The sequence below is a fragment of the Paenibacillus tundrae genome, from assembly GCF_036884255.1.
In the GTDB taxonomy this organism is placed as follows: domain Bacteria; phylum Bacillota; class Bacilli; order Paenibacillales; family Paenibacillaceae; genus Paenibacillus.
The window spans coordinates 2,257,280-2,279,925 of sequence record NZ_CP145605.1; the positions used below are offsets into that span (position 1 = coordinate 2,257,280).

Annotated in this window: 20 protein-coding genes, 1 tRNA gene and 1 riboswitch; of the genes, 14 read left to right on the forward strand and 7 right to left on the reverse strand. The window is 44.5% G+C overall.

Going from position 1 to position 22,646, the window contains the following annotated elements:
- Positions 1-227 precede the first annotated feature (227 nt).
- From V6W81_RS10240 to V6W81_RS10260, 5 genes are all read left to right on the forward strand, one after another.
- On the forward strand, positions 228-1,031 hold the full coding sequence (locus V6W81_RS10240) for a Cof-type HAD-IIB family hydrolase (protein WP_338542988.1): 804 nt from the start codon (positions 228-230) through the stop codon (positions 1,029-1,031).
- A gap of 109 nt (positions 1,032-1,140) precedes the next feature.
- Entirely contained in the window at positions 1,141-2,265 is a 1,125-nt protein-coding gene (locus V6W81_RS10245; protein WP_338542990.1) for a hypothetical protein, read from the forward strand.
- Between the two features lie 100 nt (positions 2,266-2,365).
- A complete protein-coding gene (locus tag V6W81_RS10250; RefSeq protein ID WP_338542992.1) occupies positions 2,366-2,920 on the forward strand; it encodes a GNAT family N-acetyltransferase in 555 nt (184 codons plus the stop codon).
- A 241-nt stretch (positions 2,921-3,161) separates the two neighbouring features.
- Positions 3,162-4,298 carry a glycosyltransferase family 4 protein gene (locus V6W81_RS10255; protein WP_145046076.1) on the forward strand — a complete coding sequence of 379 codons (1,137 nt, stop codon included), beginning with the start codon at positions 3,162-3,164 and terminating at the stop codon, positions 4,296-4,298.
- 211 nt (positions 4,299-4,509) lie between these two features.
- Complete coding sequence (locus V6W81_RS10260; RefSeq protein WP_338542995.1) at positions 4,510-5,088, forward strand: hypothetical protein; 579 nt, start codon at positions 4,510-4,512, stop codon at positions 5,086-5,088.
- Positions 5,089-5,195: 107 nt separating this feature from the next.
- Here the strand turns inward: V6W81_RS10260 and V6W81_RS10265 are convergent, their stop codons facing one another.
- Positions 5,196-6,254 carry a YkvI family membrane protein gene (locus V6W81_RS10265; RefSeq protein WP_145046080.1) on the reverse strand — a complete coding sequence of 353 codons (1,059 nt, stop codon included), beginning with the start codon at positions 6,252-6,254 and terminating at the stop codon, positions 5,196-5,198.
- Between the two features lie 202 nt (positions 6,255-6,456).
- On the opposite strand from V6W81_RS10265, the gene V6W81_RS10270 reads away from it, so the two are divergent.
- From V6W81_RS10270 to V6W81_RS10285, 4 genes are all read left to right on the forward strand, one after another.
- Positions 6,457-7,038 carry a xanthine phosphoribosyltransferase gene (locus V6W81_RS10270; protein WP_145046082.1) on the forward strand — a complete coding sequence of 194 codons (582 nt, stop codon included), beginning with the start codon at positions 6,457-6,459 and terminating at the stop codon, positions 7,036-7,038.
- Between the two features lie 97 nt (positions 7,039-7,135).
- Positions 7,136-7,465, forward strand: a complete 330-nt coding sequence (locus V6W81_RS10275) for a hypothetical protein (RefSeq protein WP_024629266.1) — start codon at positions 7,136-7,138, stop codon at positions 7,463-7,465.
- Between the two features lie 120 nt (positions 7,466-7,585).
- A complete protein-coding gene (locus V6W81_RS10280) occupies positions 7,586-7,804 on the forward strand; it encodes a hypothetical protein (RefSeq protein WP_056700334.1) in 219 nt (72 codons plus the stop codon).
- A gap of 112 nt (positions 7,805-7,916) precedes the next feature.
- Entirely contained in the window at positions 7,917-8,246 is a 330-nt protein-coding gene (locus V6W81_RS10285; RefSeq protein ID WP_056700336.1) for a carboxymuconolactone decarboxylase family protein, read from the forward strand.
- 90 nt (positions 8,247-8,336) lie between these two features.
- On the opposite strand, the gene V6W81_RS10290 is transcribed toward V6W81_RS10285, so the two are convergent.
- Complete coding sequence (locus V6W81_RS10290) at positions 8,337-8,801, reverse strand: C40 family peptidase (protein ID WP_145046084.1); 465 nt, start codon at positions 8,799-8,801, stop codon at positions 8,337-8,339.
- Between the two features lie 5 nt (positions 8,802-8,806).
- Positions 8,807-8,938: riboswitch (cyclic di-AMP (ydaO/yuaA leader) on the reverse strand.
- A gap of 444 nt (positions 8,939-9,382) precedes the next feature.
- On the opposite strand from V6W81_RS10290, the gene pelA reads away from it, so the two are divergent.
- Both pelA and V6W81_RS10300 read left to right on the forward strand, forming a co-directional pair.
- Entirely contained in the window at positions 9,383-10,339 is a 957-nt protein-coding gene (gene pelA / locus V6W81_RS10295; protein WP_430701209.1) for a pectate lyase, read from the forward strand.
- Between the two features lie 190 nt (positions 10,340-10,529).
- Positions 10,530-10,614 (forward strand) — tRNA-Leu (locus tag V6W81_RS10300).
- Positions 10,615-10,773: 159 nt separating this feature from the next.
- Here the strand turns inward: V6W81_RS10300 and V6W81_RS10305 are convergent.
- Positions 10,774-12,459 carry a carbohydrate-binding protein gene (locus V6W81_RS10305; protein WP_338543000.1) on the reverse strand — a complete coding sequence of 562 codons (1,686 nt, stop codon included), beginning with the start codon at positions 12,457-12,459 and terminating at the stop codon, positions 10,774-10,776.
- Positions 12,460-12,797: 338 nt separating this feature from the next.
- Here V6W81_RS10305 and V6W81_RS10310 point away from each other — a divergent pair, with 338 nt between their 5' ends.
- Complete coding sequence (locus V6W81_RS10310) at positions 12,798-13,721, forward strand: divergent polysaccharide deacetylase family protein (RefSeq protein WP_260985311.1); 924 nt, start codon at positions 12,798-12,800, stop codon at positions 13,719-13,721.
- Here the strand turns inward: V6W81_RS10310 and V6W81_RS10315 are convergent.
- Complete coding sequence (locus tag V6W81_RS10315) at positions 13,696-14,472, reverse strand: N-acetylmuramoyl-L-alanine amidase family protein (protein WP_145046088.1); 777 nt, start codon at positions 14,470-14,472, stop codon at positions 13,696-13,698. The genes V6W81_RS10310 and V6W81_RS10315 overlap by 26 nt on opposite strands.
- Positions 14,473-14,666: 194 nt before the next feature.
- Between V6W81_RS10315 and V6W81_RS10320 the strand changes: the two genes are divergently transcribed.
- Positions 14,667-14,885, forward strand: a complete 219-nt coding sequence (locus tag V6W81_RS10320) for a YqzE family protein (RefSeq protein WP_338543003.1) — start codon at positions 14,667-14,669, stop codon at positions 14,883-14,885.
- 129 nt (positions 14,886-15,014) lie between these two features.
- On the opposite strand, the gene V6W81_RS10325 is transcribed toward V6W81_RS10320, so the two are convergent.
- From V6W81_RS10325 to V6W81_RS10335, 3 genes are all read right to left on the reverse strand, one after another.
- Complete coding sequence (locus tag V6W81_RS10325) at positions 15,015-16,019, reverse strand: hypothetical protein (protein ID WP_338543004.1); 1,005 nt, start codon at positions 16,017-16,019, stop codon at positions 15,015-15,017.
- A gap of 181 nt (positions 16,020-16,200) precedes the next feature.
- Positions 16,201-17,397: a YqhG family protein gene (locus tag V6W81_RS10330; protein WP_338543006.1), complete on the reverse strand. Its 1,197-nt coding sequence runs from the start codon at positions 17,395-17,397 to the stop codon at positions 16,201-16,203.
- Between the two features lie 3 nt (positions 17,398-17,400).
- Complete coding sequence (locus V6W81_RS10335; RefSeq protein WP_145046096.1) at positions 17,401-19,161, reverse strand: DEAD/DEAH box helicase; 1,761 nt, start codon at positions 19,159-19,161, stop codon at positions 17,401-17,403.
- Positions 19,162-19,495: 334 nt separating this feature from the next.
- Between V6W81_RS10335 and V6W81_RS10340 the strand changes: the two genes are divergently transcribed.
- The gene (locus V6W81_RS10340) at positions 19,496-22,195 is read left to right on the forward strand and encodes an adenosylcobalamin-dependent ribonucleoside-diphosphate reductase (RefSeq protein WP_338543008.1); all 2,700 of its coding nucleotides are present in this window, start codon (positions 19,496-19,498) and stop codon (positions 22,193-22,195) included.
- Positions 22,196-22,646: the final 451 nt, after the last annotated feature.

Consider the following 22,646-nt stretch of genomic DNA (forward strand, 5'->3'; position numbering starts at 1 on the left):
AGCGAAGCCTTGCCCGAAATGGTCCCAGTAAGCTTGGGCAGGATCACCGCTATATTTAGCGGTGATCCTGGCAGACAAGCGCTCCCACACCAACCGTGACATAGCAAGACCCGACCCACCGCCGTTTCCGCAAACGGGAGTCCAGAGGGCAGAGCCCTCTGGGGCCCTCCCTCGGAAGGGAGGGTTTGGGAGGGTGCGATCCCCCCTAATTAAGGAGTGAATACAAAATGACATATAAATTAATTGCACTTGATGTCGATGGAACATTGCTGAACGATCACCATGAACTAACTGAGATGACACAAGAAACCTTGATTCGTGCATCCCGTCAAGGGATAGAGATTGTGCTGTGCTCAGGAAGAGGACCAGCCAACACGATTCCTTTTATGGAGCAGATGGGTTTGGCAGGCTACGTGATAACACATAACGGAGCGGTAACTGCTGAAGTAAGCACACGTGAAATTGTTCATCGTTTTGCTATGGAGGGTCAGGGGCTAGAGCCGTTTATCACGTATTGTCGGGAGAACGGGGTTCATTTTGACATTAACACGGCATTTGGATTGTATGTGGATCAGCCGGAAGGGCTGGAATTGCAAGTACAAGAGATGTATCGCAACTTTATGATGAAGCCACAACAGTTGCCACAATGGGCAGATCTAACTGAACCACTGGTCAAATTTACGGCCTTTGGACCGTTAGAGCAAATGAACACAGTACAGCAAGAGTGGGGGAACTGGAATCTTCCCTACTACATGACACGTAGTGGAGACTTTTTCATTGATCTGATGCACCCCGAAGCAACCAAAGGTACAGCATTGAAAAGATTAGCTGAATCCAAAGGCATTCAGCCCTCTGAGGTAATGGCTATTGGTAATTATTATAATGATATAACGATGCTGACCTATGCAGACAAAGGAATTGCGATGGACAATTCTCCTGATGAAGTGAAAGCAGCTGCAGATGAAGTGACACTTTCGAACAATGATCAGGGCGTGGCACATTCGATTCGAAAACATGTATTAGGTGAATAGGATCAAATTAAACGGACGAACTAGAAAACGCTAAGGGTTGATCTCATAATCTACTGTCTTCCTGGGCAACCTAAGAGAATAATCTTAGAAGACCAAGGAGGACGGATTCATGGAACTACATGTGGAGCTCATTCCGAATCTGCGAACATTAGGCGGCGAAGTACTGGATGTAATGGTACATGGTCAATACGTAGGTTCGCTTTTAGTCGTGTATAGAGAGAATGATCGGTTATCGGGAAGCCTTCAATTGGAACGTGGATCGCTAACAGAAGCATCTGAAGAAATCGTTATGGACAAGGTACATGAATATGTTCGTGCGCTTGTTGATGCGGTGGAAGCTGATTATTACGAAGTGTTAGTCAACTGCGGAACACTGCGTTCGGTGTTGCTGAAACCCGATACCGAGGTTGAGGTGGAATGGTACGAAGAAGAGAGCCTATATGATAGGGATTACGATGATACGGATGTGAGTGAGATTCAGATCATTCCAGGCTCGCAAGATGAATCTTTTACATATCAGGATCAGGAGCATCTGCTGGAGATGGAACTAGTATCAGCGGGACGCAACATATCGACGTATGTATTTAATGATGTACAAGGTCAGGAACTTGCCGAAGCGACGCTGAAACAGTATGGAGCAGATGTCCAAGGTGAAATTCACTGGTATGACGAGCCGGATGAACAACAGCAAGAGATTGCTGCAGAGTTGCTTGTGCGAGAGTTGGATGAAGAATTGATCGATACGATCACGATTCACTTCTGGCATCAGGGGAACCAATTCGATTCGGTAGAGTGGGTGCACCGTGACTTTGCTGGGGAAGATGACCACGAAGATGAAGATGATGTAACTTCGGATGACGAATACCGAGCAGTTGGTGCGCTAAGTAATGCTTCTCATTACGATACAACAGGTCGAACTGTAGATGAGATGCAAGACAGAGATGCAGAGGATATCTCTTACGTCATGCTTGTACGTAAAGACCGAGAGTTCCGTGAGTACGCACTGTACCTTCAGGAACGTGGTGGACTGCCAGTGGGAACAGCTACAATTGATACTTCACATCCGGATCTAACCGGATATATAGATTATCAGATTCCGGGTACCAATGTGCAGCGACAGAGCTTAGTTGAGGTGCTTCTGAAGGAACTGGACAAAGAGCTTGAGTTCGATACGTTGCATCTGACGATGTTATATCGCAATCAGATTATTGATGAAGCAAGGATTGACAGGTAAAGGGCTGCGGCTCTTTACTTTTTTATTTGCTTTTTTGACGAAATATACATTTCCGGGTATAGTTCCATTATTCATTAGAGACAAAGGAGTGCGGAGAAAGATGGAGCAATCATTTACAATCATCCAAGACATCATTAACGAAGACTTTCGAGCTAAGTTGGCAGAGCCAAAAGATACGGAGGCGGTCATGGCTCTTCTGACAGAGACAGCGGAATGGCTGCGTAGTCAGGGTTCATCCCAGTGGAGTGCCCTACTAGAGGGAGAGGATTCGCATGATACGGAAGGCGCTATTCGGCGTGGTGATGTTTTTGTGTTCAAAAAAGGCGCTGATATCGCTGGAATGGTCATTCTGATGCGTAAGCCGAGTGCTTGGGACAGTCAACTATGGGGAACGAGAGCACATGCGGAAGATGGAGCAGTTTATTTGCACCGCCTAGCCATTAGTAGAGAGTATGCTAAAACAGGTCTCGGACGTAGTATATTGGATTGGGCAACCGAAGGCATTCAGTTTGAGGGTAAACACACGATGCGATTGGATTGTGGTGCGGACAATGCTACTCTCAATGCGTTTTATGCTCGTCATGGTTACACGTTTGTAGGTGATACTGAGGGATACAGCACGTATGAGAAGTCTTTAGGGTTAAATGAATGTTAAGTTGGTTGCGTATTGAATAAAATAAATATACTGAGCCGGGAGCGTAGATTACAGCTCACCGGCTCTTATTATGCAACGTATAATGATAAAGGGAGAAATGACTCATCATGTAACATGTTATCCCAGTGTAAGAAGAATGGAGAGGAAATGTTCAGTTATTGCTTTACTGAAACATACGTTCTAATATATCATAATTGAAGATGTACTTATAAGATCGAAGCAAGAAAGGGGGAAACTAACGGTGAAATTGCTGCAGGCGCTATTCTTTCCTCCGGAGCAGCCCGGAGGTGTATCCTCTATGATACCGTATATGCAAGAGAGGTTCACAACTCCCCGATGGGAAATGGATCTGTTCTCGCTACCCAAACGTATTCGCAACAAAGGTAGAGAAGATATTGCTTTTGAGACGTTCGATTGGACCTTGTATCAGGACAGTCCGATTGTTCAGAAATATATGCAAACGTATCGTGATTACTTATGGTGGACTAAATTACGAATTCAGAAGCCGTATGATCTCATCCACGCACATCATCCAATTGCCGGTCTTGCGATGAAAAAGGTTTTCCCAGACACACCTCTCATTCAAACGATTCACTCTAGTTATGAACGAGAGTTGATTCTGAATGGTCGGATCGAGCCCGATGGATTGGAACATCAATTCCTGGTGGCGATTTACCGTGAGCTGGAGCATCAAGCAGAACGGTTGTTAACCGTGTCTGACTCGTTCCGTCGTTATTTGGGTGCTTATGTTCAACAACCGGATACCATCGGCATAATACCGAATGGATTCGATGAAAAAAGGTTTAAACCGATTGCGCATGACAATGCCATCCCACAGTTAGTTACCGTATGTCGCCTTGTGCCGGCCAAAGGTCTGGATATTCTGTTCAAGGCATGCGCGGAACTTAAGGATCGAGGACTAGATTACGTTCTTCATATTATCGGAGATGGACCGATTCGCCCTGATCTGGAGGAGTTGGCACAGCGCCTTGGGATATATAACGAAACGATATTTTATGGTTACACGCTGCATCCTGAGGAATTTATGCCGTTCTTTGATATTTTTGTACTTCCTTCACGTGCGGAGGCCTTCGGATCTGTCTTTGCAGAGGCTGCACTGAGCTGTCTAGCGTTGGTTGGTACAGATGTTGGAGGAATCCCTGAACAGATTGAGAATGGTAGTAACGGACTGTTGGTTCCTTCTGAGGACCCGTCTGCGCTTGCAGAAGCTTTAGAGAAGGTGATGGTCGACCCAGCTTATCGTTATGAGCTTGCACGCTCAGCATGTGAGAAGGCGAAGACGCATTATTCTCTAGGTAGATCAGTCAATGAACTAAAAAAAATGTATTTGCAATTCGCTAAACCCTCTTTAACCTAATAAAATAACGATATCTTAGAAGAACACAACATAATTGCTGATACATAAGCAGTTATGCTGTGTTTTTTATTTTCTGACTTTATGGTTAAGTTCTAAATAGTAGTCATTAATAGCGTGTATTAAACAGATAGATGCGAACGTGTACTACAAATTAGATACTTACTGAATTGAAATGTTCAATTCGAAGGAAAGGGAGGAAGGAAGTTTGAAGATGTTGGCTAAACCTCTTATAGCCTGTACGACCATAATAATGCTTCTTATTGCTGGTTGTACTGATCCGAATCATCGTGGACAATCCAAGGAATTAAGTGATATGGAAAGTAAGATTGCGTATCAGCCTGAAGTATTTTTAACTGATGTGGTGAACGATCATTTCAACATTACAGCTACGATTAACTATCGTAATAAGGAAAATGTGGAGCATATCATTTACGAAATGTTCATTGAAGAACCCAAAGTGGAGATGGAACAGCTGCAAATGAGCTTTCATCTTCATCCACAAATGCTGAGTAAAATAGGTACAACCAACATTTTCGAATCAAATGTCCTCTTTGATAACCTGCCAACAATTGCACCACATGGCACAAGTACAGGGGCATCCCTATTTAGGGCGTTCTTGTTAGATCCATCGAAGGTAGATCGTGAGACATTGGAGATTTATACAGATCTGTACGTGAAGGTAAGCTATCAAGTAGATCGAGAAGAGTATGTTCATTATTTCAAGTTAAACGCAGAGCCCTCGGATGAGCTTGTGAATGTTCTTCATAATACTGCGATGACGCTGATTTGACTTTTAAAACTAAACAATAGATAAAAAAATACAAATAAAAACCGACTCTTAAAATAAATGAATTATCCTAGAGTCGGTCTATTCAGCTCAAGTTGCCACAAAGTGAACTAGTATTTTTCTTTTGTCCCTCGGAAACTGCCCCAACGATCCATAATTAATTTAAAAGCCCAGATGAGTGCCAAACATCCGAAAATGGGGTAAAGAATAGATAATAGAGAGCTGAAGCCAAATTGACTAAAGGAGTAACATAGCAACATAATAACCAGCATAATGACCCGCGGGTGTACACGAATGTTTTGTCTGACCTGTAGCGTCATACCATAAATATCTGCCACAAAGGTGCTGAATATTTCCATGAAAATCAGGGATACATAAACGGACTGAACGATCCAACCAAGCTGAAAGGCAATGCTGCCCATCGGAATTTCAAATTGTGTTATTCCCGGCATCTGTGCAGACATTGCAAAATGAGCAGCGAGCAGCATAAAGCCTACTCCAATTCCGCCTAGTACGCCGCCCCACTTCAGCATGTTTCGACTATGAATCTGGTTACCTAAAGGTACGAGTACAGCTTGAGCCAATACCAGATTAAATGAAGTGTACAAGAGTGGGGACAGCCATACCTGTATCAGACTTTTATCGGTTGTTAACGTGATAAATCTAGAAGCCCCAGGATGATGGAGTGTGCTGGTAATCATAAGTAGCGAGAGCAGCAGCATCATCGGCACAACGATACTATTCATCTGCATGATGGCTCGGATACCTCGTCCCAGAAGAAGGTAAGTACCGACAAGTGTAACGAGCAAGCCGGTCTGGTAATGCAAGCCGAGATGTTCAACAAAGACGGAGCCTGCTCCAGCCAACATGACGCTGTTCACTCCAATGAGAATGAGAAGGGTAATCCAAGTGATCCATCTGCCTGCTTTGTAACCGAATAAATGCTTATTAAGATCTTCATAGGAGCGGGAGCCTGTATCGTGTGCAATGAGCATCATTTTGGTGCCTAGCCAGACAAAAAGTATGGTGGATAGGCCGATGGTGAGTGTTGCCCATTTGCCATACTGGGTAAAAAACTGCAGGATTTCCTGACCTGTTGCAAAGCCGGCACCTACCACCGTTCCAATGTATGTAAATGCGATCTGCAGCACCCGAAATGCCTGTTTCATGCGTTTCCCCTCTCAGGCCCCTGAATAGTTTGGACATGCGGGTGCCATGGTACAAGGTATGCTTGACCCTGGAAACTCATGACAATGAGCTCATTCTTTAAGCACGATTGTAAGGCTAAGTAACAATAAAGCTGATTCGCTTGAATTGACAGTCATATCTATGATACTTTTACGTCATAGGATAGGCTTGGGAGGTCAAATCATGGAAGTGTTGAAACAACGTATTTTAGAAGAAGGAGTAGTCATCTCTGATCAGGTGCTTAAATTGGATGGACTGCTGAATCATCAGATTGACCCTGGTTTGACAATGGAAATGGGACGTGAGTTTGCCTCACGTTTTCGTGAGAGTGGTGTAACACGTGTTATTACGGTAGAGTCTTCTGGCATCCCGGTAGCTTTTGCTGTTGCACATGAGCTAGGAGTACCTCTTGTATTCGCTAGACGCAAAAAAACGCTACTGGCTGACCCTGATGCCTACTGTGAACGTGTACCATCGTTTACGAAAGGAATTGTGACCGATATTATGGTGTCTCGTGAATATATTCATGAGAATGATCGTATTTTGTTCATAGACGATATTATTGCTAATGGGGATGCAGCTCGCGGTGTTATCAAGATCATTGAACGCTCTGGGGCTGAATTAGTTGGTTTCGGAGTAGTCGTCGAAAAATGTTTTCAAGCAGGAGCACGAACTATTCGTGAACAGGGAATTCCTGTTGAAGCCTTGGTACGTATTCGTTCCCTGAACGATGGAAGCATTCAGTTTGACGATAACGAAATGTGACATTTTAAAGGAAAAGGGCCTATTTTTTGAACAATGCCTTTGCATGACCGCAGAATTCATTTATAATGGGGTTATGTTAGGGAGAGGAGGCAACACCATGGGGAACCAACCGGCAACAGAACAATTTTTCATTGATAAGCTGGCGGAATCGAAAGTTCATTTTGAACGTGCCCTGGATTGTAAACATACGGAATTCGATGACCTTTATCCCTATATGATTGAACATCCTCAATTTTTCTGGTACAAACGCTATGTTGCCTGGTCAGAACTTCTGACGATTGTAGGCTTGTGTGAAGAGTTGTCCTTCTCTTGGAAAGAGCAATTTACACCGCATCAAGTGGAGTACCTTGAAGAACGTGTGATGTCCGCCAAAGTGCTTGATTTTTGGTTTGAGAAGAATGACAGCAAAGAGCACGCGCAGCGGTAAATTTCAGTCGGGACATACGTTTCGTATGACATGACAGTCCAATACAGTCACGTGAGACCTAAATGAGTTGTCATTTAGGTCTCTTTTTGTAAATTAATTTGGAACATAGGAGCCATAGACATGATTAGTGATACAGAGCTGGATGCCCTGCGTTTGTCAGGTGAAAAGGTTAGAGTGGTAAGGGACGAGCTTGAGTCCAATGATGTAACAGGAATTGTTGTTGCTTGGGATGGAGAGCAGGTACTCATTCGGCGGCAGAATCGACGTGTGGTTAAGCTCGATCGTAGTTATCGCTATCAGCTGTTCAGCGAGCCGCGCCAGAGTCCACTTAGCGAGTAGGAAATGAGCTAACGGGATTTACCATCCTCCTATAGGCATAATCGATTCGCTCAGGAGAAAGGATAGTTACAGTGAAGGATGTGGAACTATCTCCGAGAGGGCGTGCAATGATATGACATTGATGAATGAAAAGGTTCACGCGTATAAGGATCAGATTGGTGAGTTGAGCGATGTGCTACCGGGAGTGGTGAAGTCTTACCATGAGTTTACGGGAGAATGCTTTCAGCCAGGAGCCATTGATGCCAAAACGAAACAATTAATCGCCTTGGGCATTGGCTTATTTGCGAATAACGAAGTGTGTACCTTCTATCACGTGGAGGAAGCTCGTGCGAAGGGTGCTACCGATCAGGAGATCATGGAGACCGTTGCAGTGGCGGGTGCCGTAGGCGGCGGTCATGCACTATCTCAGGGCGCAATGCGCGTACAGAAGGCGCTGCACTAAGCAGGATGGGGCTATATCAATGAAAATAAGGACGTATTCCTTGGCAAATGCTACGGGAATAGGTCCTTATTTATGTACATCGAAGTTATATTATATTTTTCCAATCATTTTATTATACATAAACTGGCCAGTAACTCGGCGAGCCGTAACATAACGGTCTTTGAAGTAAGGGTTAGACAATTTAGTGATGCTGACACCTTTGCTGCTTGATGCGTGTGCGAATTGGCCGTCACCGATGTAAACACCTGCGTGTGAAACACCTTTACCCATTGTATTGAAGAATACGAGATCGCCTGTGCGAAGGTTCGCTTTGGATACAGGAGTTCCTGCTTTCGCTTGCTGCTGGGAAGTGCGGGGTAGATCGATGCTATATTTATCAAAAAGATATCTCATAAATCCAGAACAATCGAAGCCGGCCATTGTTGTACCGCCCCATTTGTAAGGAATACCTGCCATGTTATTAACGACGGTGTTGATTGTGCTTGCCTCTGTACTTGTTGCACCTGAAGTAAATAGTACTGCTGCTCCAAAAATGGAGATGATAAGTTTTTTCAAAATCAATGTTCTCCCTTCGTTGCCTACGGAGTTAGCTAAGGGTTCGGTAGAAGGTTCCCTATATTTCCTATGTATAAGAATAATTCACCCAAAATGGTTCCCCCGTTTTCAAACATGAAACTCGGCAAATGAATAATTAAGTTTTTGTAACCTTTTGAAACTATATTGCATATATGCGTAAATGTCAAACCCATCTTAATACCTTCTTTATCGCCCAATGTTAACGGAACTATTGATTTTTATGAAGAATAAACACGAAATGACAGCGTAACTAATTACAAAATAGTAATATGTGATTCAAATCCAAACTAGAGTGTATACCACTCGAGGTTTGTCATGTGCAGTTTGAACTATTCTGATAGATACAATAATCGCGGAATGTTACAAGATGTTGCATTAATTGACAAAGTTATTTTTTTTGCATAAGATCGTTCTATCCAATCCACATATTGGATAAAAATATAGTCGTTATAATTTAATTCAAATAAAGGAGTTGGTGGAGAGACGTGTAATTAGAGGGTGAAAGTAAGTGGAATGAAGAATTGGATGATTTCAATAATAACGGGGAGTGTGTGATCATTTTGAATACAAAAACAAAGTTAGTTACATTAGTTCTAGCATTTTCAATGGTATTTTCTGCGGTAGGTATGGTCATTCAACCGGTTAGGATTGTATCTGCTGCGGATGCTTCGGGAACAACAGCAAGCATATCCGATATCTTGAAGAATCAAAGAGCCGATGGAGGCTGGAGAAAAGAATATAAGCAATCCACTGGTGAGTGGGCGAAATCTACGATCGACAATAAAGCTACATACTCAGAAATTAGAAGACTAGCTAAAGAATTCAAAAAGACAAACGACCCACGTTATTCTGCTGCCGCGATTAAGGGAATTAACTTTTTGCTGAATATGCAGTATTCCAATGGTGGGTGGCCTCAAGTTTATCAAAGTTCTGGTTATCACAAACATATTACCTACAATGATGATGCGATGATTAATGTAATGTACATGTTGGATGAAGTTGCGACACGAAAAGGTGACTTCTCCTTTATTGACAGCAACCTTGCCAATCGTAGTAAAAATGCGGTTGCTAAAGGTGTGGATGCGATTTTGAATACACAGGTAGTTTCAGGTGGCAAGCTCACAGCATGGGGGCAACAGCATGATTCAAGCACACTTAAGCCTGCAGGTGCAAGAATCTATGAAGTACCATCATTAACAGCTGGAGAGAGTGTAACGATTGTTAAATTCCTGAAAACAAGACCTTCCAACGCCAAAATTACAGCATCCATCAAGGGAGCCGAAGCTTGGTTTAACAAAGTGAAGATCACCGGTTACCGATATGAAAGAGCGAACGGCGATAGCAAAATTATTGCTGATTCCAAAGCTGCACCAATCTGGGCTCGTTTCTATGAAGTTGGAACGGATAAACCCATCTTTATCGGTCGTGACGGCATCGTGAAATACAAATTGAGCGATATTGACAAAGAAAGAAGAGGCGGTTATGCATGGTATGGTAACTGGCCATCCAAGCTGTAACTTAATTTAGATTCTAAACTGGTACCAATCGTGCCAGATCATATGCCAGCTCCTAAACATGAAGCCCGATCCGGAAGTGACTATCTGGATCGGGTTTCTTCCTGAGCATTTGTATATTGACATGTAGATGCTTGCGTGATATATTATTTTTTGTCGCCGAGATACATATATATCACGGAGATATACATATGCGGTCGTGGCGGAATTGGCAGACGCGCACGGTTCAGGTCCGTGTGGGCTAACCCCCCGTGGAGGTTCGAGTCCTCTCGACCGCATCGAATGAAAAGGTTCCCTGTTAGACATTAGTCTATCGGGGAACCTTTTTTTGAACTCATATGGGGGATCTCACAGCTTGTCCATCCATTGTCGGTTACAACGACCTACGACTAATCACAGGCTTGGGCAATTTTTTGCCAATTATATTACTACACGTATTATGATGCTGTAACTGTAATGTTATCGATATTAGGCCCTTCTGTACCTGTTGTTACAACTCTGATGGTATTCGTTCCAGAATTCATGGGTACCTGAATGGTTTTCTCGCCCCATGTCGACCAGCTTCCTGTTGCTGAAAAAGAGGTATTGCTGATCACTTTGTTTCCGTTAACGTACACATCGAGGTTACGCGTGCCACTCTCTAATGCATAACGAAACTTTACGTTTTTGGTACCACTTGTCGCATTGTTAATATTATTCCATTGAATGGCAGAGTTCGTTAGTGCATTGAAATTAACATACCCCGAGCCGGTGTAACCTGGGTAGATTGTCTCAACTACAGCATCAGTTAGGGTAGTTCCTGTTTCAGCTTCATACGTTGTACCACTTGTGTTACCACTTCCTGGCCCAGTGATATTCGCTACAAATGTGGTTACACTTTGAGCAGGAAGCTGTGCAGTAAATGCGCCGTTAGACACATTGATCGGTGCTCCACTTGCTAGGTTACGGCTGCTATCCGTTACCCATGAGGATACAGTAGAGGCGTTACCATTTTGCAGGACAAATCGCTGACTGGTTGCAGAAGTTCCTTTGTTAATTGCGACGACGACAACCTTGTTATCTCCTTTGTAGGCAGACACAAACGTATTGGTATCTGGGTTTTTCGTTGCATCCACTCGCAGATAGCCTGGACGTACGAATTTGGAGAAATGAGCCATATTATAACCGCGTTTGCTAATCGTGCCATCCTCTTTCATCGGTCCGTACTGTCTACGGATGTACCACCATACATAGGCTTGAAAATCTGCTTCTACCATTGCATTGTGCATGTGATGGGAGACTTCCAATGCTTCTGGCCAGCGGTCTGCAGAATTGTTATCACTGTTTGGATAATAAACTTCGGTCATCCACAGTTCTTTGCCTGCACCTTTTTGCTTGAAGAGTGGGTATGCAAAGTTATTGACTTGAGTACCGTACAAATGTGCTCCTAGAATGTCCATATTCGCGAGCGCTTGTGGATCATTGAGAATCGGGTCAGATATGTTTTTTAGGTATTGGAAGGATTCAGGCGCCATCACTTTGGTGTTCTGGATCGATCCTGCATTTTCTTTCATGAAGCGAAGGATCTCCTGTGGTGTCCACCAGGTCCAATCGTGAGCGTAATCTGGTTCATTTTGAACGGAAATGGCATACAAGTTTACGCCGTTATCTTTCATGTACGTAACGAAGTCATTCAGGTGCTGAGCGTAAGCAGCATATTTGTCATATCTCAGACGTTTAGCATTCGTATCGCCATTCCGGTTGAACGTCTCGACCATGTCACTTGGAGGATTCCATGGGGAGGCGAACACTAGAGCTCCTTGTTCAATCGCTCTTTTGGCTGTATCTACTTCCTTAGACCAGTTACTTCGATTAGGATCGACACTGATTCTTAAGATGGAGAAGCCTAACTGGTTTTGCCCGTTGCCAAAGGCTGTATCACGTTGAGCTGGCGTCAAGTCACCGATCCAAACCGGGTGATTAATTCCTCCGAAGCCCTTGATGAGCTGCTTCTCCGAGGATAAATTAATGGTAGCATCACTTGCTGCCGAAGCTTGTGTGGGTGTTAACATCAGTGGCAGAGCCGTTAAGCAGGCGAGTAAAACGTTAAAGGTTTTTTTGAATTTAAATTTCACTGCGATCATCCTCCTCGAAATGGTTATCCTGAGAACTGCTAAACCAATGAAATCTTAATTTTGCTTAGATTCAGTTGTAAGCCCTTACATAACCTCCTTTCGAAAATAAAAGGAAAGAAAATCAATTTATTCTTTCTTTTGTTTATTTTAATAAAATATTGTTGAACTGAATACCTGACAAATTTCAGGTCTTTTACTAATTTATCTCAAATTATCGGGAATCGATGACATTTTTTATCCCTATTCAGAAGTTACAAATTTTCCTTTAGTTACGTCAAACCGTTTTTTACATAGAACTCCCTACAATATCAAACAATGAGAACAAAGATCTAAGGGAGGGAATCAACATGGAAAAGAAAGTGAGTAGCAAGTGGTATACACGGTTAGTGGGGGGCTTCGTTCTTTTACTACTTGTTAACGTGGGATGTATGGCAGGTGGAGAGATAACGGTGGCATCTCAGGTGCCAAAAGAAGCGGATACAGTCAATGCTTACGCACTGTCGAATCGTGATCGGATGCATGTGGCAGCTCAACCTAAACAATCCGTAACCCCTCATAACCGTATGGCAATTATCATTGATGATGTAGGTAATGACATGAAGGGTACAGCAGAAATCTTGGCGATGCCAGTCAAGCTGACCGTTGCGGTCATGCCCTTTCTGCCAACAACTCAAAAAGATGCCGCTGCGGCACATGAAAAGGGAATGGATGTGATTGTACACATGCCTATGGAGCCGAAGAAAGGAAAACCGGAGTGGCTGGGCCCTGGAGCAATTACGTCCAATCTAACAGATGAGGAAGTTCGTGAACGGGTGGAAAAAGCAATTGATGATGTCCCGTATGCCATTGGCATGAACAATCATATGGGTTCTAAGATTACTTCGGACAAACGGATCATGTCGATTGTGTTGGACGTATGCCGAGAGCGAGGTCTCTTTTTTGTAGACAGTCGAACCAATTTTCGCTCGGTAGTAGGTGAACTGGCAGCGTCCAAAAATATGCCACCTGTCGGTAATGACATCTTCTTAGACGACCAGAACTCTAAGCCGCACATTCGCAAGCAAATGGAACTGGCCGCTAAGCGTGCCGTGGATAAGAAAAGCTGTGTAGTCATCGGTCATGTGGGTCACACGGGACTTAACACATCTGCTGTTCTTCGTGAAACCGTCACCCAACTACAGGGACAGATTGAATTTGTAGGTATTGGTGATCTGGTGCGAGAGGTGTGGGATTGGCATATTGCGCCTACACTACCGACAGGTAATAAATAATGCCGTTTGCGATGGATTCAGCAATGCGCTTTTGCTCGGCAGGATCACTTATTTTGGCTCGGTCTGCTGCATTACTCAGAAATCCAGTTTCTACAATGACGGCAGGGTGCTTCACATAATTCAACAGGTAAAAGGGTTTACCCCACACAACTTGCCGTTTAGTTCCATATAAGTCATTCATGGCATCTTGAATTGATTGTGCTAAGAGGTAGCTTCTACCTTCTTTTTGGTGCAGTACCACCGGACCGTGTGTTGCAGCTCTTGAACTCCAATTGGCATGGATACTGACAACGATATCCGTGCTGACTTCTTCGCTGAGACTTTTGCGTTGTGCTAAATCTCTGCGATGCCGGGAGCGACTGTTAAGCCAGCGGTTATCATCGCTGAGCGCATAATCACCAAGTCGGTTAATGATGACGGCATATCCTTTGCTGCGCAAGAGAAGATAAACCTTTTGACTTATAGCTAGGTTAATGTCCTTCTCCAGCACACCTTGTGCTGACGTTCCTCCATCGACTCCTCCATGTCCTACATCAATTAGGATTACGGGAGCTGCGAAGGCATGATGGCTGGAGCGATAAGCTTCACCGTCGGTTATTGGTAACATGGATGGACTGTTCGTTGATGGTTTAGCTTGGATGGGGGCAACAGATCCAACTGGTTGGATTGCCTGTCCCTGAACAAGTGGAAGAACCGGAAGACATAACAAGCTAACTAGCAAAGCGGTCGAAGCAACCAGCAGCTTATACATGGGACATACACTCCTTCATGATCTTGGTGTTTGGTGTATATTAGGGATTCGATGGATAGCTTTGGCATTAGACTGTGCATTCTGCCGATTTTCATACACGTGGCTCACAAAAAAATGTTTAACGAGAACACTTCCTGCACACAATAGAACTATCGTAAGCTTCGTCAAATGATGGAGCCAGGGAGGCAGAGGGTATGGCCAAAAGTGATGAATTGGTAAAATATATAACGCAACGTGTGGTGCATTATATTGATACTCCGAAGGATGAGCGGAAGGGGCGTACCAAACAGAAGGAACCATGGGCCATGAAATGGTTTGGCATGATTCCGTTTGCCGTGTCGCTGTGGGTTGGCAAGAAGGGAAAATCTGTGGAATCGAACTCGAGGACACGAAGCTCTTCAGACAAGGAATAGATGGACGGGAGCGGTTACCTTACTGAAGATCGATCATTGAATAAACGATGTCTGTATACAAAATAGACGCACTTCCTGTATGGTCAGGAAAAGGCGTCTATTTTTGCATGAAACTCGTAATCTATCATTTCAGGGGTTAGCGACATAGAATTGTCCGTCTTCCAATAGAGTATCCAATGGTACGAATCGTTGCGTGGAAGTATGTCCACCAATCGCTACATAGAGAACTGATTGTGATTCAGCTTTGTTATGCCACAACTGATAACCACTAATGGGTAAAGGGCCACCGTAAAAAATATTTCGATCATTCGCTGAATAAACAATTCCAAGCTCCTTATGAAGCTGAATCCAGTCTTGCACACGGGTGAGCTTCACTGGTTTGGAGGTGATCCATAACAGGTTGTCCATTGGGTTAAAGGTAGGTCGCATATGAATAGAATCGACAAGCCAGGATGAGGTCGCGGAAGCTACGGTATCTATGATGACCATTGGTTTGGAAGTCGTCTCGATCTGTCTCAAAGTCTCTGAGGGTAAAAGGTCACCATTAGTGGCATCGATATAAAGAGCTTCTTGGTTCGGTCGTTCTACCTTCCAGTAAGCAAGTAGAGGAAGAGCATAACGAAGCCCGAGCTCTCCTCCATCAGCATGTATCATCGTAAGGCTGAGGTGTTGTCGTTCTAACGCATGGCTTAGCAGCTCGCGATCATAGGGTGACTGTTCTCCTGATCCGTATTCGCTAAGCTTCAATTGTCCCTGATCTGTGGCAGAAATAATCATATACCCCATTAATTTCTCTTCAAAAGTAGCTTGCACGAGCCAGCTATGTGTACCTGGCCCAAGTGGCGTAAAGTTGAGTTCAGCCTTCTTCCAGTTGAACTCCCCATCTACTGAACCAAGCGCAAGAGCGTGCTCATGAGCAAACTGTTGTACAGCAATAGGAGCTAGCTTGTCATGCTGGAGAGCAGTGATGTCGTCTTCGAGATCAGTTAATGACATGGGAGCAAGCGAAGGAGTGCTTCGACCTTCGGCACTTGCAGTCGACCAGAAAGTAGATAAGGCTGCACAACTGAGTACAGCTAGAGTGATCAAGGTTATACGTTGTAGTAAGATCCGTTGCGTAACGGTTCGTTCCAAATAAACACCTTCTTCTTCGAGATACGCTGAATGAAAAGTATCTACGAGTATTGGTTGCGCATGCGACGCTAATATTCATTCTAGGGGACGAGTTATGCAAAGGTTGCTGTAACCTGTCGGGCAACTGCTTATGAATAAACACTACTTTTGCCAGCATTTGCAGGAAAAGTAGTGTCTTCGTCTATCTTAAGTGAAACATGCCGCTGCTAATAGCGGTCACCTTCACTTTGGGTTCATATTGCCAGATCATTTCAGTTCGGCGTGTCTCATATTGCAGTTTCATCGCCTCACGGTCAATGACCGCCTGTTTGGCTTTTTCTTGCTCCGGATCTGCCTCAGTTTCTAACGGAGCAGCTGGCTCTGCTGCCTGCTCTACATCCTCACGAATACGATGGTTCGCCCCCGCATAATCGGTTGTTACATTTGTTCGTAAAGGGAAAGGTTCGGGCGTTGAAACGGCACGTTGATTGTCAGAGTCAGTTGTGCTCGTAGTTTCTATCTCAGGCATCTCCTCGCGCAACACAGCTTCATAATACGTATCTACAACGTCAAGCTCCAGTGCAAGCCGTTCTTTGGCTTTTTCTGCCCAGCCGTAATCAAGCTCAAGCAAACGGTTCGTGAGATGGGACTCTAACGCTGCTCCGGCAGTAGATAATGAAATTTTGGCCGCCTGCGCATGCATATTCTCTGCCAATCGCGGGCTAAGATCGCGCCGGTTAAGCTTTGCCCCGAATTGTTCAATGATCTCACCGGAGCGAAGAGAGATGCCGAGAAAATGAAGTTCCTCCCGTTTCAGATCACAGGCGAATTCCACCTTGAAGCAAACGCCTAGCCAAGGCTCATAAACGGCCGGCGCTGTCGCTCGCAATTGTCGTTTGGCCGCTTGTTCGAACAGATTAACAAAAGCCCCGCCCTCACGTGCCGCATCAAAAATTTGCTGAAGTCGGCGGCTGCCATAAACGACGTCTTCACGCAAAATCCGTCCTGGTCCCAATTGCGGTAAAGACGGCGTTATGCCAAAGTAACGTCCTAGAATGGTTTCTTTTGCAGGTTCAGCACCAGGGATGCTGGTACTGGTTCCGCCACTGGCTGCACCAGATCCATTCGAAGAGCTCGCCTGTGCTGCTGTGGCTTCCGCTGCCTCAATGGCTTGCTTATAAGCTTCCGGATCAAATACAAACGTAAATGACATGGTTTCTGCTGGTGCGCCAGTGCGCTCCACAAATCCCCAATAGTACGGTCGATTCGTCAGCGCTTTATCAGCCTCGGGTGAGAGTTTAACCGTCACATGGGCGGGAGAGCGTTCTATGATCTGACAATCCAAGGCTTCGAGATAGGTAAGTACATAAGCCTGAATCTCGTGGGGTGACATGGTCATAGGTTAGCCTCCTCCTTTACGAAGATCGAGCTTGGTAATCAAAGGCACTTCATCTGCGACCTCGCGCTGGATGGAGTTCAGTGATTGTCCTAGTGAATCCATCTTGAGACGTAGATCCTCTTCATTTTGCGATTCCAGCAAAATTTTGGTTAAGCTTTTCTCGATGGATTCCTTCTTCTCAAGCCGCTCCAGAATAACATCTAGTCCACCGATCACCATCTCAAACATGTTGATTTTCTCATGTAGTAGATGCAAAATATGCTCTTCAATGGTGCCTGTCGTGGATAGATTGAAGATATTAACGTCATTCTGCTGTCCCAACCGGTGTACCCGTCCGATTCGTTGCTCCACCCGCATGGGATTCCAAGGCAGGTCAAAGTTAATCATATGGTGGCAGAATTGTAGGTTAATGCCTTCACCGCCGGCTTCGGTTGCAATCATGGCCTGAACCCGTCCACGGAACAGATCCATCATCCAATCCTTTTTCCCCCGGTTCATGCCGCCTCGGTAGGGTACAGCAGTAAGTCCGTTATTGCGAAAATAATTAAGGAGATACTCCTGCGTTGCCCGGTATTCAGTGAAAATGATTACCTTCTCATTCATATTGCGAATCAGTTCCATCGTTTTCTCAGCTTTGGTATTTTCCTTAATCGCTTTGATATGAGCAACGAGTTCCCAGATTTTGTCGCGAAGAGGGGAGTCGAGTGGAAGCTTCTTCGACAGGTTGACGAGTGTTACGAATACAGCATCCCTACTGCTACATACTTCTCGTTGTAATGTAACGAGTGAGAGCATGCTGCTCAGATTGCCACCAGCTTCCTGATACTGGTCCTTCACAAACGAGGTCACACCGTCATATAGTGCCTGTTCTTCGGGTGATAGTTGCAGATTGACGTTGGAGACGTTCCGCTTGGTGAACTGAACAGGCCCTTCGCCGCGTCTGTTACGGATCATGACTTTGGACAATTCATCCTTAAGCTGTTCTTGGTTTTTCGGAACGCGCTTATCCACGACGAAGTTGGCGGCAAAATCACCCTGACGGCCAAGCTGACCCGGCTTGAGCAGATTAATCAGATTAAACAGTTCACTCATGTCATTCTGCACCGGTGTCGCTGTAAGCAAGAGACAGTATTTTTTGCGCAATTTGAGCATGAATTGATAGTTTGTTGTTTTCTTATTTTTGAGCTTATGAGCTTCATCGATAATAATCATGTCATAATCGATATTCAGTAACATGTCTTTGTGCGGATCACGCTTGGCAGTGTCCATGGAAGCAACAACAACTTCATTTTGCCAGGAGTATGCTTTTTTCTGAGCAACGGCAGGAATGCCGAATTTCGAATTCAGCTCTCGTACCCACTGCAGTACAAGTGAGGCAGGGACAAGGATAAGCACTTTGGATACAAGACCACGAACCATATATTCTTTGAGGATAAGGCCGGCTTCAATCGTTTTACCCAGTCCCACTTCGTCGGCGAGAATGGCTCGGCCAGACATTTCAAATAACACTTTGCGCGCCGTGTCCATCTGGTGAGGGAGTGGGGTCAGACCTTGCAAATGCTTCAAACATTGGATTTCGTCAAAATTCGGAATTAGATTCGTCTCTTCGGCCTGAATACCTAATTGAAAGAGTCGATAATCTCCCCAAGGCCCCCCTTTATCCAAACGGGATTCAAGCTGGGTAAGCCAGCTTCGATCAAACTCCAGTGGTACCGGCATTTCGGATATAGTCTGTTTGCTGTGGAGCGGATTTTTCCGGTTCATGCTGCTACCTCCCATGCCATTCGAGATGACGTTTATTCGTAGGTAATAGTATGGACGAATGAGAGACAGTTCATAACCAGATTCAGAATTCTATATGCACGGCTGTATTTTCCCAAAAAGTTCACAGAGTTCGTATTCATACGTCTGAGGGTGATTGAGGAAGCTTGTCCGAGTATTCATGAATGCGAGGAACGGCTATGATATAAATCACATGGAAAATCAATATATGGTGTAATATACTTGAATATAATCACTATATGTGGTGTTTAGTCATAATTTAATCGTAGAGCAAAATTGAACCGTTACTGTTATTCCGGGGAGGCTGAGCGTGGCGATGAAAACGAACAAACGATCACACAAGTTAGAGGGACTAAGCGAGAAAATATTTCTAGACCGATATGCCTGGAAGAACGCAGATTCGAATCATGCAAAGGTCGGGGATGTTGTATTGGTATTAACAAAGGATGACCCTAAATTTCCAACGAAGGAAGTTGGGGAGATCATAGAACGTGAGGGTCAGCTGGTTCAAGTGAGAACCCGAAGCGGAGAGATCGTCAAGACGGATGTAGAGAAGCTGACGCTTAATATAGAAAAGACACCTGAAGAGATGTGGGATCGCCTGGCTAAAGCGATGGCCTCCGTTGAATTCACCCCTGAACAACGAACGACATGGGAATCTCGATTCCGCTCGGTATTAGATGATTGGAAGCTCGTACCAGGAGGTCGGATTGCTGCGGGTGCTGGTGCAAGTGATGAACTCACGCTGTTTAATTGTTATGTTATCCCTTCGCCGCAGGATAGCCGCGGTGGTATTATGAAAACGTTGACTGAAATGACTGAGATTATGGCACGCGGAGGTGGCGTGGGGATTAATTTGTCTTCCTTACGACCTCGCCGAGCTGTTGTTAAAGGGGTTAATGGATCATCGAGCGGATCCGTGTCTTGGGGTGGCTTGTTCAGTTATACTACCGGACTGATTGAACAAGGAGGAAGTCGGCGAGGCGCCTTAATGCTGATGATGAACGATTGGCACCCTGACGTGCTTGATTTTATTACGGTGAAACAAACGATGGGTCAGGTCACGAATGCGAACCTATCCGTATGTGTAAGTAATGGATTTATGGAAGCCGTTAAACAGGACGGTGACTGGGAGCTTGTTTTTCCAGATACAACTGACCCCAATTATGATAACGAGTGGAACGGAGACCTTCAGAAATGGAGAGATGCTGGTCGCTCTGTCATTCCATATCGTACAGTTAAAGCCCGGGACATCTGGCGTACTATCATTGAATCTGCTTGGAAATCCGCAGAGCCAGGCGTTGTATTTATGGAGTACTACAATCAAATGTCGAACAGTTGGTATTTCAACCCGATTATCTGTACGAATCCCTGTGGAGAACAGGGCTTGCCAGGGTGGGGGGTATGTAATCTGTCAGCAATCAATCTATCCAAATTCTATGACGCAGATGCAGATGATGTAGCTTGGGGAGAACTGGCGGAGACTACACGTGTTTCGGCGAGATTTTTGGATAATGTAATTGATGCGACGCCGTATCATTTTGAAGAGAATAGACAGAACCAGCAGCATGAACGTCGGGTGGGGCTGGGCACGATGGGACTCGCAGAGCTAATGATCAAACTTCGTATTCGATATGGCAGCCCAGAGTCACTGGAGTTTCTAGATAAGCTGTATGGATTCATTGCGAAGGAAGCCTATCTGGCATCGGCAGAGATCGCGGCTGAGAAGGGCTCGTTCCCTGCTTTTGAAGTAGAACCATATCTGCAGAGCGGTTTTATGAAAAATATGGTTGCGACGTATCCGGAAGTGGGGGAGGCTATACGGAAACAGGGCATTCGTAATGTCACCCTAATCACTCAGGCTCCGACTGGAAGTACAGGAACGATGGTGGGTACATCAACAGGTATTGAACCATACTTTGCTTTTAAGTATTTCCGTCAGAGCCGGCTTGGTTATGATGAACAGTTTGTACCGATTGCACAGGAGTGGCTGGATGCCCATCCAGATGAGTCACTTCCAGCGTACTTTGTAACCGCGATGGATCTATCCGCTGAGAATCATATTCGCGTGCAAGCAGCCATTCAGCAGTGGGTGGATAGCTCTATATCCAAAACAGCTAACTGTCCAGCCGATTTTACGGTCGAAGATACTGCGCAGCTCTACGAGCTTGCCTATGATCTGGGTTGCAAAGGGGTTACGATCTATCGAGATGGTAGTAGGGATGTGCAGGTGTTATCCACTTCGAAGAAGGAAGAGGTAAAGGAAGAACGACAAGTAGCGGCAAAAGCACAGGAAGCACACGAAATGCAAGAAAAGGCATTGAATACACAAGAATCTACGTCAGAAGCAAAAGCAGGATTAGAGACAGTAGTTGGATCGGATGTAGCAGCCACCTCTGCCAAAGTGCTGGATAAACAGTACAGAAGCCGCCCTCAGGTGCTGCGTGGAGCCACTTACAAAATTAATACCCCATTTGGAATGGCTTATATTACGATCAATGACCTAGAAGGTATTCCAGCCGAGATTTTCCTAAATGTAGGTAAAGCAGGTTCAGATGTATTTGCCATGGCAGAGGCTCTTGGACGGGTCTGCTCTCTGTTTCTGCGGTACGGTGACCATGGACATAAAGTGGAACTGCTCATTAAGCACTTGAAGGGCATCGGAGGTTCAGGAGCAATTGGATTTGGCGTGAATCGGGTTGAATCTATTGCAGATGCAGTTGCCAAAGCTTTGGAAAGTCATGTACAGAATCAAGGTATAGAGAACGAGCCAAATTTAAGCATAAATCACAGTCATTCGGATTCCCTCCAAACGGATACGGGTAACGTAGAGACATGGAGAGAAGATTTAATCAAGGACACGAACCATGCTGCTACGCTTGAATCAACAGGAGGAACGGGGCGTGTTTCTATTACTGAATCGAGAGACTTATGTCCTTCATGTGGTTCAGCAACCCTAATCAATCTGGAAGGATGCAAAACGTGTAGCAATTGCGGGTACAGTAAATGTAGTTGAATGAAAAGATTGAATTAATCAAGACGAAACTGTGATTGTGTAAAATAAGAGATAAATATTGCAATAATAGCGAAGAAATTTCGCCAGAAAAGTGATAAAATTAATTTTGCAATAGAATGTATTAATATTCATCTATGTTTCAAAAAGCTTGTAGCTATTAAGTTACAGGCTTTTTGAAATATTTTTATTTTTAGTGTTCCTCATGAGTTCCGAGTTATTAAGAGTTCAAATGCATTCTTGCTAAATTTTAAAATCGATTAATAGCTGATCTTTTTTAATTTTGTCACCAGTAGCCATATTATGTTCAAATCACTTTTATTTTTATGAAACAGAGTTCATGTCTTGGATAGAGTTCTGTGGTGCTGGTCTCCGGGACTGTAAATTGTAGGGAAACGAGGGTAAACTCCAGCGCTTTTAAATTACAGGTCTGGATTAAAATACGAATTAATAG